This is a genomic window from Streptomyces sp. NPDC001108 (genome assembly GCF_053598535.1).
In genome coordinates, this window is sequence record NZ_JBSFKL010000009.1 from 148,716 (window position 1) to 162,300 (window position 13,585).

Below are 13,585 nucleotides of genomic sequence, written 5' to 3' on the forward strand. Positions count from 1 at the left end.
TATGACAAGTGAGAGTCCGGAAATGCGTGCCTCCGATGCCGAGCGCGAGCGTGTGGCCGAAACCCTGCGCGAGGCGGTCGCCGAGGGCAGGCTGGGGATGGAGGAGTTCGACCAGCGTCTGGAAGCGGCCTATACGGCGCGTACGCACGGGGAGTTGGAGCCGCTGGTGCGGGATCTGCCCGCGCCGGGCGCGGTGGTGGCGCCGGTGGGCGGTGCGGCTGTGGCGCCGACCGGTTCGGGGAAGCGGTGGGCGGACCGGATCGGCCGGCCCGCGACGTCGAACGGCGCCTTCGCCTTCTGGGGCGGTTTCGGGCGCCGGGGCAACTGGACGGTGGGCCGGAAGTTCACCGCGTTCGCCTTCTGGGGCGGCGGTGAGATCGATCTGCGCGAGGCGAACTTCGAGGACCGCGAAGTGGTCATCCGGTGCATCGCGATCATGGGCGGGATGCAGGTGACGGTTCCGCCGGAGCTGAACGTCGAGGTCCGGGGCATCGGCATCATGGGCGGCTTCGGCGAGCGCGCGAAGGACGAGGGCGTCCCGTCGCCGGACGCCCCGCGGGTGCGGATCACCGGGTTCGCGCTGATGGGCGGTGTCGGGGTGGAGCACAAGCGGAGCAAGGCGGAGCGCAAGCGGCTGCGGGACGCGGAGCGGGAGCGGTCGAAGGGGCTGGACGGCGGCCGGGAGCGCGGCCGCCTGGAGAAGGGCCCGGACGGCGCCTGACGCCGACGCCGGGAGCCGCCCGTCCCCGGCGGGACGCGCCCGCCCCGGCCGGCCCCTGATCGGTATGTCCCGCCCCGGCCCTCTCCCTCGCCTCTCAGAGCTGGTCGGAGACGGTTTCCTCGTGCTCCAGCGACGCCAGGTCCACCAGTGAGCCCAGCCGCTGGTAGCCCGCGTCGTTGAGGTGGAGGTGATCGCCGCTGTCGTACTCCGGCCGGAGCCGGGTCGGGCGGTGCGGGTCGCGGGCCGCCGCGTCGAAGTCGATGACGTCGTCGTAGACGCCGCCCGCCCGGATCAGTTCGTTGACCCGCTGCCGTACGGCTTCGCGGGCCGGGGTCCAGGTGCGGTAGCCCTCGAACGGCATCAGGGTCGCCCCGACCACCCGCAGTCCGCGGGCGTGGGCGCGCTCGGTCAGTTGGCGCAGGGCGTCCGAGATGTGCTGCGGGTGGGTCTCCTGCGGTGAGCGCTGCACGTCGTTGATGCCGAGCGCGACGACGACCGTACGCACCCCGGCGACGTCCAGTGCGTCGCGCTCGAAGCGGTCGAGGGCCCGTACGCCGCTGCCGTCGAGCAGGAGGCGGTTGCCGGCGATGCCCGCGTTGGCGACCCCGTACCGGCCGTGCAGCCGGTCGGCGAGGACGTCGGGCCAGCGGTTGTTGGTGTCGGTGCTGGAGCCGGTGCCGGCGGTGAGCGAGTCGCCGATCACGGCGATGGTCCCGACGGCGGTGAGGGTGTGGACGTCGACGGCGGTGAGGTAGCGCCAGTCGTCGGTCCGCCGGGTGCCCCACGCGGTGTCCAGGTACGAGGTCTGGTGGCTGCGCTCGTGGACGGTGACGGGTCCCTCGGGGCTGCGGACGCGCAGGGTGACGACGAGGTCGGCGTCGGGGGCGACCGGTCCGGGCACGGCGTCGCTGACGACCTGCCCGCCGGTCGGGACGGTCACGGAGCGCGCCCCGCCGAAGGTGGCGGGGCGGCCGCCGACCCCGGCCTGCTCCACGACCAGCGGATGGGTGCCGAAAAGATTCGAAAGAGTGATGCGGGCCGCGCTCCCGCCGATGCTCGTATGGACGACGTTACGAATGGTGCGGCGGTGCAGGGTGCTGCCGGTGGTGGAGTCGGCCATCCCGGTGACGGGGGAGGCCGTCCAGGTGGCGGCCCAGAGCCCGGTGGTGTGCGCGGGGGCGGCGGGCGTCCGGGGCGCGGACCGCGGCCCGGGTACGGCCACCACCGCGCCCGACTGGTCGCCGGGGCCGGAGAACAGCAGGGAGCCGGCGAACGCCACCGTGGCGGCGAGCGCGGCGGTGCCCGCCACGGGGGCGATGAGCGGGGGGAACCCCTGGCGCCTGGGCATGGGCGGTGTCTCTCCTCAAGATCAAACGGACTGGTCCCATGATGGGGCAGGACGGGAGGGGCGCGGCGCCGGGAACTCGGCGTGCGGCCCGGGAGTAGGTCAGGTAGGGACGTTGCGTACGGTTTTCCGGGCGCGAGGAGTGCGCGGACAGGTGGAGCGGATGGAACGGAACGATCGGACCGGCCCCGGGGAGCCGGGGGCGCGGCAGCCGGCGCGTACGGGCGAGCGGAACGGCAGCGGGGCCGGGGAGGGCTCCGGGGCCGGGGAGGGGCCCGGGCGCCCCCGGCCCGCGCCGCTCGGCTCGTTCGCGTACACCGCGGCCGACGAGGAGAAGCGGCGCGGGGTGCGCCGGATGAAGACCACGGCCACGGGCCTCCTTCTGCTGGTCGCGCTGGTGTACGCGCTCGCCACCTGGGCGAGGAGCGCGGGGGTGGGCGGCTGGCCGGGCTTCGTCGCCGCGGCCGCCGAGGCGGGGATGGTGGGCGCGCTGGCCGACTGGTTCGCCGTCACGGCGCTGTTCAAGCGCCCGCTCGGCCTGCCGATCCCGCACACCGCCATCATCCCCACCAAGAAGGACCAGCTCGGGGCCTCACTGGGTTCCTTCGTCGGGGAGAATTTTCTCTCCGGTGACGTGGTCCGGGGCCGGATCCACGCCCTGCGCGCCGGGCGGCGGCTCGGTGCCTGGCTGGCCGATCCGGCCCATGCCGACCGGGTGACCGCCGAGTTGTCGACCGCGCTGCGCGGGGCGATGCGGGTGCTGCGGGACTCCGACGTGCAGGCGGTGGTGGGTGAGGCGATCACCCGGCGGGCCAACGCGGCGGAGGTCGGTCCCGGGCTCGGGAAGATGCTGGAGAAGATCGTCGCCGACGGGGGACACCGCAAGGTGGTGGACCTGGTCTGTGTGAAGGCCCACGACTGGCTGGTGCGGCACGGCGATTCGGTGATGGACGCGGTGCAGGGCGGGGCGCCGGGCTGGACGCCCCGGTTCGTCGACAAGCGGATCGGGGAGCGGGTCTACAAGGAGCTGCTGCGGTTCGTCACGGAGATGCGGGACATGCCGGGCCATCCGGCGCGCGCCTCGATCGACACCTTCCTGACGGACTTCGCGTCCGACCTCCGGACCGATTCGGACACCCGGGCCCGGGTCGAGCGGCTGAAGTCGGAGATCCTGGGGCGCGGCGAGGTCCAGGACGTCATCGCCTCGGCCTGGTCGTCGGTCCGCGCGATGATCATCGCGGCGGCGGAGGACGAGCAGAGCGAGCTGCGGCTGCGGGCGCGGGCCTCCCTGATGGCGCTGGGTGCCCGGCTGTCCACGGACGAGCGGCTCCAGGCGAAGCTGGACGGCTGGCTGGAGGACGCCGCGGTCTACGTCGTCACGACGTACCGCACCGAGATCACGTCGCTGATCAGCGACACCGTCGCGGGCTGGGACGCGGACCAGACGTCGAGGAAGATCGAGGCGAACATCGGCCGCGACCTCCAGTTCATCCGGATCAACGGCACGGTGGTGGGCGCGTTGGCCGGTCTGCTGATCTACACGGTGTCCTGGGCGCTGGGCGCGTAACGGGGCGGTGTCCTGGGGGCCGCCGGGCGCTGGGCGCGCAACGGGGCCGGTGTGCGTCGCGTGCGCGAAAGGGGCGGGGCTTCCGGATCTCTCCGGGAGCCCCGCCCCTTTTCGTGTTCCCGTACGCGGGGAGGCCGCCCCGCGCCCGTTCCCGTACCAGGCCCTCAGGCGGCCCGGCGGGTGACCGCCCACGAGGCGACGGCCATGGAGCCCGCCACGGCGAAGACGGAGGGCCAGGCGCCGATCTTCTTGGCCAGCGGGTGCGATCCGGCGAACGCGGCGAGGTAGGCCGTCGTCAGTCCGGCCGCCGCCCGCGGCCCGGCCTGCCGGTTCCACTCGTACGCGGCGACCGTGCCCGCGGCGGCGAGGGCGACCCCGCCCAGCGGCCGCTTCCTGGTCCACCGGGCCACGGCGTATCCGCCGACCAGCCCGCCCGCCGCAACCGCCGCTGCCGGAACCTTCGCCATCGCAGCCACCCTCGCCTTCTCGTCTCGGTGATCCGGGCCCCGTGGGCGTGTCCGACACGTCCCGGCCCGGGTCTTCGAGGCTAACGCGGTTGCCGGGGTACCGGTCGTCGAGGGGGTGCACACGCGTTTACCCTGGGGTGAACGCGCGTACACCCCAGCAGTCCCGGACCCTGTACGGAGAGCCATGCCAGCGGACATACCCGCCGACCCGACCCCCGCCGCGAAGCAGCCCGCACACCCCCGGTTCGCCGTCAGCGTCCTGGCGTTCTGCGGCGTCGTCGTCGCGGTGATGCAGACGATCGTCGTCCCTCTGCTCCCGCACATCCCGGCCCTCACCGGCGCGAGCCCGGCCGCCGCGAGCTGGCTGGTCACCGTCACCCTCCTGACCGGCGCCGTCTTCACCCCCGTCCTGGGCCGGGTCGGCGACATGTACGGCAAGCGCCGGGTGCTCGTCGCCTCGCTCGGGGTGCTGGTGGCCGGTTCGGTGCTGTGCGCGGTCAGCTCCCACATCGGCGTACTGATCGCCGGACGCGCCCTGCAGGGCGCCGCGCTGGCCGTACTGCCGCTGGGCATCAGCATCCTGCGCGACGAACTCCCGCCCGAGCGCGTGCTGTCCGCCGTGGCACTGATGAGCTCGACGCTCGGCATCGGCGCGGCGGTCGGCCTGCCGGTCGCGGCCCTGGTCGTCGAGAACTTCGACTGGCACACGATGTTCTGGGTCTCCGGCGCGATCGGCGTCCTCGACATCGTGCTCGTGCTGTGGTGCGTGCCGGAGTCGCCGCTGCGCAGCCGGGGCCGCTTCGACGCGCTCGGCGCGCTCGGGCTCTCCGCGGCCCTGGTCTGCCTGCTGCTCGCGGTCACCCAGGGCGCCGACTGGGGCTGGACCTCGGCCCGGACGCTCGGGCTGCTGGTCGCGGCCGTCGTCGTGGCGCTGTGCTGGGGGGCGTACGAACTCCGGGTCGCCTCGCCCATGGTCGACCTGCGGATCTCGGCCCGCCCCGCCGTCCTGCTCACCAACGTCGCCGCCCTGCTCATCGGCTTCGCCTTCTACGCGAATTCCCTGGTCACCGCCCAGATGGTCCAGGAGCCCAAGGAGACCGGCTACGGGCTCGGCGCCTCGCTCGTCGTCAGCGGCCTCTGCCTGCTGCCGGGCGGCGTGATGATGGTCGCCCTCTCCCCGGTCTCGGCCCGGATCTCCGGGAAGCACGGCCCCAAGGTCAGCCTGGCCCTGGCCGCCGCGGTGATCGCCACCGGCTACGGGGTCCGCTACTTCACCAGCCACAACCTCTGGCTGATCATCGCCGGAGCGACGGTCGTCGCCTCCGGCACGGCCATCGCGTACTCCGCCCTGCCCGCCCTGGTCATGCGCGGCGTCCCGATGAGCGAGACCGGCGCGGCCAACGGCCTCAACACCCTGATGCGCTCGATCGGGCAGGCGTTCTGCAGCGCGACGGTCGCCGCCGTCCTCGCCAACCTCACCTTCCGGGTGGGCGGCCGGACCGCCCCGACGCTCCACGCGTACCAGCTCGTCTTCCTGATCGCCGGGGGCGCGGCGCTCCTCGCGCTGCTGGTCACCCTGTTCCTGCCGGGCGCGCGCACCTCCGCGACAGGTACGGTCGAAAGCAGCCGCGACGTCCCGGGCGACCGGAAGGACGGTGTGCGGACGATGCCGATCCAGGAGAGCACATGACCAGCGGGCAGGCCGCCGTACCGGCCCCGGTCCGGTCCGACACCGACCCGGGCGGCCCCGGCACGCGCGAGCCGCGCACGGGGGACCCGGGTACGGGCGATGCGGGCACGGGCCGCGACGCGATCCTGCGCGCGGCCCGCCGGGCGTTCACCCAGCGCCCGTACGCCGACGTCACCATCCGGGGCATCGCGGCCGACGCCGGAGTGAGCCCCTCGCTGGTGGTCAAGCACTTCGGCCGCAAGGAGGAGCTCTTCAACACGGTCGCCGACTTCGGCCCCGCCGCCGCCGAGCTCTTCGACGCCCCGCTGCCCGTACTGGGCCGCCACATGGTCGTCACGCTCGTCCGCCACCGCCGCACACTCCAGTCGGACCCGCTGCTGCGCGTCGTCTTCTCGCTCGGCAACCGCGACGAACGCTCCCTGCTGCGCGACCGCTTCCAGGAGCAGGTCACCGACGCCCTCGCCGCCCGCCTCACCGGCCGCGAACGCACCCTGCGCGCCGAACTGATCGCCGGTCACCTCCTCGGCCTCGGCGCCACCCTCGGCCTCCACCGCTCCGGCGCCGGGGCGGACGCCACCCCCGAACACCTCGCCGACCTGTACGCGCCCGCGCTGCAGGCCCTGATAGACGGGTCCTGATCCATGGAAATCCTCGAATACGTGGCGTTCAGCACGGACCCCTCCGGCGGGAACCCCGCGGGCGTGGTCCTCGACGCGTCCGGGCTGGACGACGCGGCCATGCTCCGGATCGCGGCCGAGGTCGGCCACTCGGAGACCGCGTTCGTCCTCCCGCCGCGGGGCTCGGCGCAGCCGGGACGGGAAAGCCACCTCGACGTCCGGTACTTCAGCCCGCTGGCCGAAGTGCCGTTCTGCGGGCACGCCACCATCGCCACCGCCGTCGCCCACGCCCGGCGGCACGGGGTGGGCGAGCGCACCTTCCGCACGAAGGCCGGCGAGGTGCTGGTGGCCACGGAGACCGGGCCGGACGGATCGGTCATGGCCACCCTGGTCAGCGTCCCGCCCCGGTCCGAGCCGATCCCGCAGGACGTGACGGACCGGCTGCTCGCGGCGCTGCGCTGGTCGGCGGAGGACCTGGACCCCGCGCTGCCCGTGCGGGCCGCGTACGCGGGGGCCTGGCACCCGGTGGTCGCGGCGGCGGACCGCACCAGGCTCGCCCGGCTGGACTACGACCGGGAGGCACTCGCCGCCCTCATGGCGCACCACGGCTGGACCACCGTCGATCTGGTCTGGCGCGAGTCCCCCTCGGTCTTCCACGCCCGCAACCCGTTCCCGCCCGGCGGCGTCGTCGAGGACCCGGCCACCGGCGCCGCGGCCGCGGCCTTCGGCGGCTACCTGCGCACCGAGGGCCTCGTCGACACCCCCGCGACGCTGACGGTGCACCAGGGGTACGACATGGGGCGGCCGAGCACGATCCGGGTACGGGTGCCCGCCGGGGCGGACACCGGTATCGAGGTCAGCGGCACCGCGGTGGCGATCTGAACCGGACCGCCCGCCCCGGCGCCGCCCGGATGTTCAGCTGAAGACGACCGAACGGAGCTTCAGCCGGCTGGAGGCGTAGCCGCCGTGCGGCCGGAGCGAGAAGTGGTCGCCCTCGCAGTCCGGGCCGGTGAAGACCGTCGCGGTGGAGCCGGTGAGGTTCAGCGGGGTGGTCGCGGGCAGCGACGAGGACGGGTCGGCCACCTCGGGCAGCGTGATGCACATCCGGCTCGGCGGGTCGACCAGGTAGCCGGGCCGCAGCGAGCCGTCGAGGCCGGAGTAGACGTACGTGAAGTCTCCGGTCGCCGCGCTCGCCGAGGCCGGGACGGCGACGACGAGCGAGAGGGCGCCGAGGGCGGCGGCAACGGCGGAACGTGGACACAGGCGCATGGGGAACTCCTTGTGCGAGGGGTGGGAAACGGCCCAAGTCTGTGCCCTCGGCATGCGGTTACTCGTCGCGTTCCGGCCTCCGTCACCTGGACGGCAACTGCTGAATCGGTTCTGCTGACGCCAACCGGGTCATGATCCGCCGTATCGGCCCCGGACGCCCGGACCGTCCGGACGCCTTCTGGACCGACCCCACCGCCATTTCCGGCCACAGCACGACACGCGCACCCACGAACATCACACCGCGCCGCTGCGCGCGTACCGCTGTACGGGCGCCGCTGTACCCGTACTGCCGCGCGCGTACCGCTACGCGTCGCCGAGGTCCAGTTCGGCGACGACCTGGTCCTCGCTGGTCTCCCCGGTCGGCTCGAACCCGAGACCGCGGTAGAACCCCTCGGGACCGTGCTCACCGGGAACGAAGGTCACCGTGGCCCGGGTGCCGCCCCGCCGCCGGATCTCCTCGCACACCGCCGTCACGGCGAACCGCCCGTACCCGCGTGCCTGCTGGTCGGCCGCGATGTTCAGCCGCCAGAGCCCGGAGCGCGTCCCCGCGTCCTTCGGGTCGAACTCGACGTCGAAGAAGGCCATGACGAAGCCGACGAGCCGGTCCCCGTCGAAGATCAGCCGGGGCCAGGCGATGTCGGGGGTCGTGTACGCCTGGGCCAGCGACCAGGCGACCGGCTTCACGAGCCCTTGCTGGTCGGGGCGGACGGTCAGCGCACAGGCGGCCTCGACGTTGTCCGCCGTGACCTCTTCCAGGCGCAGTGATGACGATGAAGACATGGGCTCAACCTAACGACCGGCACCGGCTCCATCGAACGGGTTGTTTCCGCCCCTGGGCGCCGCCGCACCGGCGCTCTCGCGCGGATGCCCGGCCCCGCGGTGGGCGGGGGCGGGCATCCCAGCGAACTACCTTTGTCGGTACGTCAGTTGACGGGCGACTGGTAGAGGCCCCGGCCGGCGCGGTGGGCCCGGGAGGTGGCGACGAGCCGGTCGAGGGTGCTGCGCACGGTGTTGATGCCGTTGGGCGTGAGCTCGCGCCCGAGCGCCTCCGTCACGTCACGGGCGCGCACGGGGGCACCGGCCTCCGCGAGCACCTTCAGGGTCAGCTCGGTGAGGCTGCCGCTCTCGTCCTCGGCCGTCGCCTTCTTGGCGGCCCGGGGCTTCGTCGCCTTGGCCTTCGCGGGCTTGGCGGCCTTGGCGGTGGTGGCGCTCTTCGGCGCCTTGGCCGCCGGGGCCGAGTCCACGACGGTGTCCTCGGCGGCGTTCTTGGCGGTGTCCTTGGCGACCTTGGCCCGGCCGCGCTGCTGGGCCTTCGGCTTGGCGGTGGCCCGCTTGCGGCTCTTGGGCGCGGCGGAGGTCCTGCGCGCGGTGGAACGGCGTGCGGGGGTGGCGGCCGGCTCCTCGGGCGCCTGCTCCTCCTCCGCCCGCGCGACGGACTCGGCGGATTCGGCGGATTCGACGGGCTCGGCGGAAGTCCGCGCCTGCTGCGGGATCGCGGGCGCCTCGACGGCCGCGTCGGCATCGGCCGTCACCCCGGACGCCTCCCCGGCGACGGGCGCGGACGAGCCCGACAGCGCCCGCAGCGCGGTCAGTGCGGTCCGTACCGAACCCAGGCGCTCGGTGACGGCCGCGAGTTCCTTCTCCAGCGTCTGCTGGTGCTGCTCGAGGCGGGGAAGTTCCGCCTCCAGCAAGGAAGTTGTGGCGTCGATGGTGACCAATGTGCTGGTCTCGGAAGTCATGGAGGTGCCCTTCTGTCCCTGCTGACCGTTAGTGACCGATGTACCGCAGGGTAAGGGGTGTTGTGTTGTGGCCGGAAATCGACCTTCAAGCGAGACTTCTCCCGAACCACCGTCAGCTCTCCTGGCCAGTCTCCTGAACAGCGCTTCCGCGCACCCCGCACTCCGTACGGTTGCCACTCGTTCGGCCGTATCGGTTCACCCGTGCCCCGAGCCCCAGCCGCAGAGCCATCACCACCACGGCGGCGACCGCGAATCCCACTCCGACCCAGGGAAGTTGACGCGCCCCGTACGCCGCCAGGGCCCATCCGCCGACGGCGGTGCCGAGCGTGATGCCCAGGTTGGAGAAGGAGATGAAGAGGCTGTTGCCGAACTCCGGTGCGTCGGTCGCGTCCCGCCCCAGCCAGTTCTGGCTCACGACGAGCCCGCCCGAGTGCACGACGCCCCACACCAGGACCACCGCCGCCATCGGCGCGAACAGCGGGCCGACGGCGTACACCAGAACGTAGACCAGCAGGCAGAGCACCGGGTAGGCGACGGCGGTACGGACGGGGGAGCGCCGCAGCAGGCCGCCGAAGGCGAAGTTGCCGAGGATCATCACCACGCCGAAGGCCATCAGCATCGCGCTGACCCACGTACCGCCCATCTCCGTGACCTGCCCCAGGTACTCCGCGAAGTAGCCGTAGACCGAGAACATCGACGCGAAGACGAGAACGACGGAGACGATGCTCAGCCAGGTACCGGTGCGCTTGAGCAGGCTCAGTTGTGCGCCGTAGGAGGAGCGCCGTTCGACCGGCATCGGCGGCACGAACCGCAGGATGCCCAGCAGGGCGAGGAGATTGACGAGTGCTCCGAACCAGAAGGCCGCGGCCAGCGAGAGGTGGTCGGCGAGGTACGAGGTCAGCGGCACGCCGAACGCGAAGCCGACGGTGACCCCGCCGAACACCGTCGTCGTGGCCCGGGTCGCGTTCTCCCCGGATGCCAGTCGGGCGGCGGAGGCGAGCGCGACCGCGAAGAACACGGGATGGAACAGGGCGGGCACGATCCGGAAGGCGAGCATCACCCCGTACTGCGTGGTGAGCGCGTAGACGGCGTTGGACACGGCGAACACCGCGATCGAGGCGGCGAGCACCTTCTTGCGGTCGATCCCGGAGGCGAGCAGCGTGGTGAACGGTCCGGAGACCGCGATGACCAGGGCGAACGCCCCGACGAGCCAGCCGGCGTCGGACGGCGTGACGCCGAGTTCGGCCGAGACCCGGGGGAGCACGCCGACCATGCCCATCTCGGTGGTGATGATCCCGAACACGCCCAGGGCGAGTACCGGAACGGCGAGCGAGGCCCTTCTCATCGAGACGACCAAGTCCTTTCGTTAAATCGCGAAATCTAGATGTATGCGGTGTCGGCGCGACGCCGCACCCGGTGGGGGCGGGCTCGCGCTCGTCCTACAGTTCGTCCCGTACGTGGGCGGCGAACTCGGCGATCGCCGCTTCGTCGCGGCGGTAGTAGGTCCACTTGCCGATGCGTTCCGAGGTGAGCAGCCCGGCGTCCTTGAGGGTCTGCAGATAGCCGGAGACCACGGACTGCGCCAGCCCGGAGCGCTTCTGGATGTCGCCGACGCAGACGCCGATGTGGAAGCCGAGTCCCTGCTGCCGGTAGGAGTCCTCGTCGAAGTGCTTCCCGGGCTCCTTGAGCCACCGCATGAACTGGAGGCGCGCGGGGTTGGCGAGCGCCTTGTGCACGGCCAGGGGGTCCATCGCTCCGCCTCCTCGTGGCGCTCATCAGGTACGCATCTATCTTTCGCGATACGTAGCGTCGAGTCAAATGCGGCCGCGCGCCCGCCCCGGCCCCCGCCGGGCCCCAATCGTTATACGGCGCCGGGAGGGCAAAGGAGGAATAGGCGACAAGCGGGCATCTATGTGCCTTGACGGGATCATGCGACCGCAGGAGGCTGAGGCGCCCCCCACGGAAGCCCTTCTTCAGATGTTGGATTGTTCATGCGACCACTTGCTTCCGCAGGCACGCTCACCGCTGCCGTAGCCGCAGCGATGATTTTCGCTCCTGCCGCCCACGCCAACCCTCCCGGCGACAACGGCACCGTGAAGATTCACGATGCCAAGACCGGCGAGGAACTCCGTAAGAACGAGCCGCACGTCTGCACGTTCTACCTCGACGCCTTCGGGTTCGACGGTGGTCAGAACGTCGACTGGCGCATCGCCGCCTGGGCCCCGACCGCCGCCGTCAAGGGCGAGATCGTGAAGTCCGGTTCGCTGAAGCTCGACGCCGACGGCCACGGCCGGACGCCGGACCAGACGCTGCCCGACGGCCACTACAAGCTGTACTGGAACTTCGACGGCGAGCACGGCAAGGCCAAGCAGAAGGTCTTCTGGACCGACTGCAGCGGCGAGAAGCCGGGCGAGGAGAAGCCCGGTGAGGAGAAGCCGGGTGAGGAGAAGCCCGGCGAGAAGCCGACGCCCTCCGAGTCCACCCCCGGCACCGACACCTCCACGCCGGCGACGCCGACCGGGACCCCGGGCTCGTCCGCCCCCACGGACGCCACCCCGTCCGCCTCGACCTCGTCCCCGGCGGCGGCCAAGCCGACCTCCGACGACCACGCCGAGGGCGACCTCGCCGAGACCGGCACGGGCGCCCCGGTGGCCCTGCTCTCCGCAGCAGCCGCCGCCCTCGTGGCCGCCGGCGCCTACCTGGCCCTCCGCCGCCGCAAGGCCGCCCAGCACTGACCGGGCCCCGACATAGCCCCGTGGTCCCCGCACTCCACACCGTGGAGTGCGGGGACCACGTCGTGCACGGGGTGCGTTTCGGTCGTGCTCGCGCCGCTGTATGACGACTTGAACCAGTAGAGGTCTTCCGAGGAGCGGGGAGGTACTGGAAGCACTGCAACTCCTTGCGGACGCGCTCGATCATGGCCGAAGAGAATGCCATGTCCAACGCTTGTGTACGCAGGTAGTCGAACGCAATTCTGGTTCGGTCGAGTTCTTCGTCCTTCTCCATGAAGAGCGGACCGACGTGCAGATCGACGTACACGACGTCCAGAATTACTTCGGCTCCGCCGAGAATCACGAAACTACCCTGGGCGGCACCGTGCGCGCCCTTGGAGAATGGCAGTACCTGCAGGGTGATGTGCTGCGACGCGTTGGCTTCCACTAGGTGGCCCAGTTGGTCACGCATGTGCTGAGGGGGTCCGACCACACGTCGGATTACCGATTCATCGAGGATCGCCCGTAGATGGGGCGGGTTCGGTCGACTCAGGCACTGGCGAAGTGGTTCTCACGCACAGCCTCCTCCTCAAGCGTCAACGGCCATCCCAGCAGGAATGGGGTCGGTGTGGGCCGGCGATCCGACCGGCTTCCTCTAGTGTCGTGCACCTTCGGTGCGTACAGCTGGGGCGGCCCTGGCTGGCCGATTGGTGTTGTCGGCTCAGGTGGATTTCCCTATTTCAGCCCGGAGGGCTGTTGGGGTACGCCATACCGTGCCGCGATGGCTTCTGTGGCACATTCGGTGGCAGTTCGCGCAGAGAAAGGCAAGATCCTCCAGTCTGGTCTCGCGAGGTCCCGAGAGGTGGAGGGGGAGCGTATGGTGCACTTCGATATAGCCTTCACCGAGAGAGCCGTACGTTTGGTCGAAGCGGAAATCGCATACAGAGCACTGGAGAGGAGTTCCATTTCTGTGCGCCTGGGCAATTTTGCGCTTACGCAGTGCGGGATTCCGCTCGCGGAACGTGGCCCAGCGGGCAAGAAGCTGTCCCTCGGTGGCGGGCACCCCATTCTCGGCCACCTCGTCGGGCTGTTCGGGGATGAGGAAGAGTTCACCTGACGCGATCCCATCCTCTATAGCCTTGGCCGCGAGCAACATCTCTGTTTCGTGTTCCACGAACGCCTTGGCTACCAGCCTGGTCAGCTGACCTCCCTTGGTAGCGGGTCCGGAGTGGTCGGGGCGGCCTGTGATGAGATCCGCGCTCTTGCGGCTGACGCTGGCAGCAGAACGGAACGCGGGTACATCGCGTGGAACGTCTCTGTGAAGCGGCAGGGAGCGGAGAAGCTCAGCGAGGTCTTGCGTGGGTTGTTGATAGGCCCTGAGCTGGCGCCAGTCGTTCTTCACGACGTGCGAACAGATCAGTAGCAACTCGTCCCAGGTCCAGTCAGGGCTACGCATGGG

Annotated in this window: 14 protein-coding genes and 1 pseudogene; 6 read left to right on the top strand and 9 right to left on the bottom strand. The window is 71.5% G+C overall.

Going from position 1 to position 13,585, the window contains the following annotated elements:
- The first annotated feature begins 22 nt into the window (after positions 1-22).
- Complete coding sequence (locus ACWC97_RS21245) at positions 23-721, top strand: DUF1707 SHOCT-like domain-containing protein (RefSeq protein WP_385209866.1); 699 nt, start codon at positions 23-25, stop codon at positions 719-721.
- Between the two features lie 94 nt (positions 722-815).
- Here the strand turns inward: ACWC97_RS21245 and ACWC97_RS21250 are convergent, their stop codons facing one another.
- Positions 816-2,069: an SGNH/GDSL hydrolase family protein gene (locus tag ACWC97_RS21250; RefSeq protein ID WP_450650870.1), complete on the bottom strand. Its 1,254-nt coding sequence runs from the start codon at positions 2,067-2,069 to the stop codon at positions 816-818.
- Between the two features lie 160 nt (positions 2,070-2,229).
- On the opposite strand from ACWC97_RS21250, the gene ACWC97_RS21255 reads away from it, so the two are divergent.
- The gene (locus ACWC97_RS21255) at positions 2,230-3,633 is read left to right on the top strand and encodes a DUF445 domain-containing protein (protein ID WP_352273747.1); all 1,404 of its coding nucleotides are present in this window, start codon (positions 2,230-2,232) and stop codon (positions 3,631-3,633) included.
- A 164-nt stretch (positions 3,634-3,797) separates the two neighbouring features.
- Here the strand turns inward: ACWC97_RS21255 and ACWC97_RS21260 are convergent, their stop codons facing one another.
- On the bottom strand, positions 3,798-4,100 hold the full coding sequence (locus ACWC97_RS21260) for a hypothetical protein (RefSeq protein WP_352273748.1): 303 nt from the start codon (positions 4,098-4,100) through the stop codon (positions 3,798-3,800).
- 184 nt (positions 4,101-4,284) lie between these two features.
- Between ACWC97_RS21260 and ACWC97_RS21265 the strand changes: the two genes are divergently transcribed.
- From ACWC97_RS21265 to ACWC97_RS21275, 3 genes are read left to right on the top strand one after another with little or no spacing between them, the layout of a single operon-like run.
- On the top strand, positions 4,285-5,790 hold the full coding sequence (locus tag ACWC97_RS21265; RefSeq protein ID WP_450650872.1) for an MFS transporter: 1,506 nt from the start codon (positions 4,285-4,287) through the stop codon (positions 5,788-5,790).
- Complete coding sequence (locus tag ACWC97_RS21270) at positions 5,787-6,428, top strand: TetR/AcrR family transcriptional regulator (protein WP_352273750.1); 642 nt, start codon at positions 5,787-5,789, stop codon at positions 6,426-6,428. The genes ACWC97_RS21265 and ACWC97_RS21270 overlap by 4 nt, the downstream gene beginning before the upstream one ends.
- Positions 6,429-6,431: 3 nt before the next feature.
- Complete coding sequence (locus tag ACWC97_RS21275) at positions 6,432-7,289, top strand: PhzF family phenazine biosynthesis protein (protein ID WP_352273751.1); 858 nt, start codon at positions 6,432-6,434, stop codon at positions 7,287-7,289.
- A 33-nt stretch (positions 7,290-7,322) separates the two neighbouring features.
- Here the strand turns inward: ACWC97_RS21275 and ACWC97_RS21280 are convergent, their stop codons facing one another.
- From ACWC97_RS21280 to ACWC97_RS21300, 5 genes are all read right to left on the bottom strand, one after another.
- Positions 7,323-7,676: a hypothetical protein gene (locus tag ACWC97_RS21280; protein ID WP_352273752.1), complete on the bottom strand. Its 354-nt coding sequence runs from the start codon at positions 7,674-7,676 to the stop codon at positions 7,323-7,325.
- A gap of 303 nt (positions 7,677-7,979) precedes the next feature.
- Positions 7,980-8,456: a GNAT family N-acetyltransferase gene (locus ACWC97_RS21285; RefSeq protein ID WP_450650875.1), complete on the bottom strand. Its 477-nt coding sequence runs from the start codon at positions 8,454-8,456 to the stop codon at positions 7,980-7,982.
- Between the two features lie 143 nt (positions 8,457-8,599).
- Positions 8,600-9,415 (bottom strand): hypothetical protein, encoded by an 816-nt coding sequence (locus ACWC97_RS21290; protein ID WP_450650876.1) that lies wholly within the window; start codon positions 9,413-9,415, stop codon positions 8,600-8,602.
- A gap of 112 nt (positions 9,416-9,527) precedes the next feature.
- Positions 9,528-10,760, bottom strand: a complete 1,233-nt coding sequence (locus ACWC97_RS21295) for an MFS transporter (RefSeq protein WP_450650878.1) — start codon at positions 10,758-10,760, stop codon at positions 9,528-9,530.
- A 94-nt stretch (positions 10,761-10,854) separates the two neighbouring features.
- Positions 10,855-11,166: an ArsR/SmtB family transcription factor gene (locus ACWC97_RS21300; RefSeq protein WP_352273756.1), complete on the bottom strand. Its 312-nt coding sequence runs from the start codon at positions 11,164-11,166 to the stop codon at positions 10,855-10,857.
- A gap of 240 nt (positions 11,167-11,406) precedes the next feature.
- Between ACWC97_RS21300 and ACWC97_RS21305 the strand changes: the two genes are divergently transcribed.
- Complete coding sequence (locus tag ACWC97_RS21305) at positions 11,407-12,150, top strand: LPXTG cell wall anchor domain-containing protein (RefSeq protein ID WP_450650879.1); 744 nt, start codon at positions 11,407-11,409, stop codon at positions 12,148-12,150.
- A 157-nt stretch (positions 12,151-12,307) separates the two neighbouring features.
- Here ACWC97_RS21305 and ACWC97_RS21310 read toward each other — a convergent pair.
- Both ACWC97_RS21310 and ACWC97_RS21315 read right to left on the bottom strand, forming a co-directional pair.
- A pseudogene (locus tag ACWC97_RS21310) lies at positions 12,308-12,688 on the bottom strand (DUF5753 domain-containing protein); the annotation flags it as partial.
- A 159-nt stretch (positions 12,689-12,847) separates the two neighbouring features.
- Entirely contained in the window at positions 12,848-13,582 is a 735-nt protein-coding gene (locus ACWC97_RS21315) for an HNH endonuclease (RefSeq protein WP_450650880.1), read from the bottom strand.
- Between the last annotated feature and the right edge of the window lie 3 nt (positions 13,583-13,585).

What these genes read in the sequence shown, in the direction of transcription:
- ACWC97_RS21285 (WP_450650875.1), bottom strand. Translation starts at nt 8,456, where the DNA reads ATGTCTTCATCGTCATCACTGCGCCTGGAAGAGGTCACGGCGGACAAC.
- ACWC97_RS21315 (WP_450650880.1), bottom strand. Translation starts at nt 13,582, where the DNA reads ATGCGTAGCCCTGACTGGACCTGGGACGAGTTGCTACTGATCTGTTCG.
- ACWC97_RS21260 (WP_352273748.1), bottom strand. Translation starts at nt 4,100, where the DNA reads ATGGCGAAGGTTCCGGCAGCGGCGGTTGCGGCGGGCGGGCTGGTCGGC.
- ACWC97_RS21300 (WP_352273756.1), bottom strand. Translation starts at nt 11,166, where the DNA reads ATGGACCCCCTGGCCGTGCACAAGGCGCTCGCCAACCCCGCGCGCCTC.
- ACWC97_RS21290 (WP_450650876.1), bottom strand. Translation starts at nt 9,415, where the DNA reads ATGACTTCCGAGACCAGCACATTGGTCACCATCGACGCCACAACTTCC.
- ACWC97_RS21250 (WP_450650870.1), bottom strand. Translation starts at nt 2,069, where the DNA reads ATGCCCAGGCGCCAGGGGTTCCCCCCGCTCATCGCCCCCGTGGCGGGC.
- ACWC97_RS21245 (WP_385209866.1), top strand. Translation starts at nt 23, where the DNA reads ATGCGTGCCTCCGATGCCGAGCGCGAGCGTGTGGCCGAAACCCTGCGC.
- ACWC97_RS21295 (WP_450650878.1), bottom strand. Translation starts at nt 10,760, where the DNA reads ATGAGAAGGGCCTCGCTCGCCGTTCCGGTACTCGCCCTGGGCGTGTTC.
- ACWC97_RS21265 (WP_450650872.1), top strand. Translation starts at nt 4,285, where the DNA reads ATGCCAGCGGACATACCCGCCGACCCGACCCCCGCCGCGAAGCAGCCC.
- ACWC97_RS21305 (WP_450650879.1), top strand. Translation starts at nt 11,407, where the DNA reads ATGCGACCACTTGCTTCCGCAGGCACGCTCACCGCTGCCGTAGCCGCA.
- ACWC97_RS21280 (WP_352273752.1), bottom strand. Translation starts at nt 7,676, where the DNA reads ATGCGCCTGTGTCCACGTTCCGCCGTTGCCGCCGCCCTCGGCGCCCTC.
- ACWC97_RS21275 (WP_352273751.1), top strand. Translation starts at nt 6,432, where the DNA reads ATGGAAATCCTCGAATACGTGGCGTTCAGCACGGACCCCTCCGGCGGG.
- ACWC97_RS21270 (WP_352273750.1), top strand. Translation starts at nt 5,787, where the DNA reads ATGACCAGCGGGCAGGCCGCCGTACCGGCCCCGGTCCGGTCCGACACC.
- ACWC97_RS21255 (WP_352273747.1), top strand. Translation starts at nt 2,230, where the DNA reads ATGGAACGGAACGATCGGACCGGCCCCGGGGAGCCGGGGGCGCGGCAG.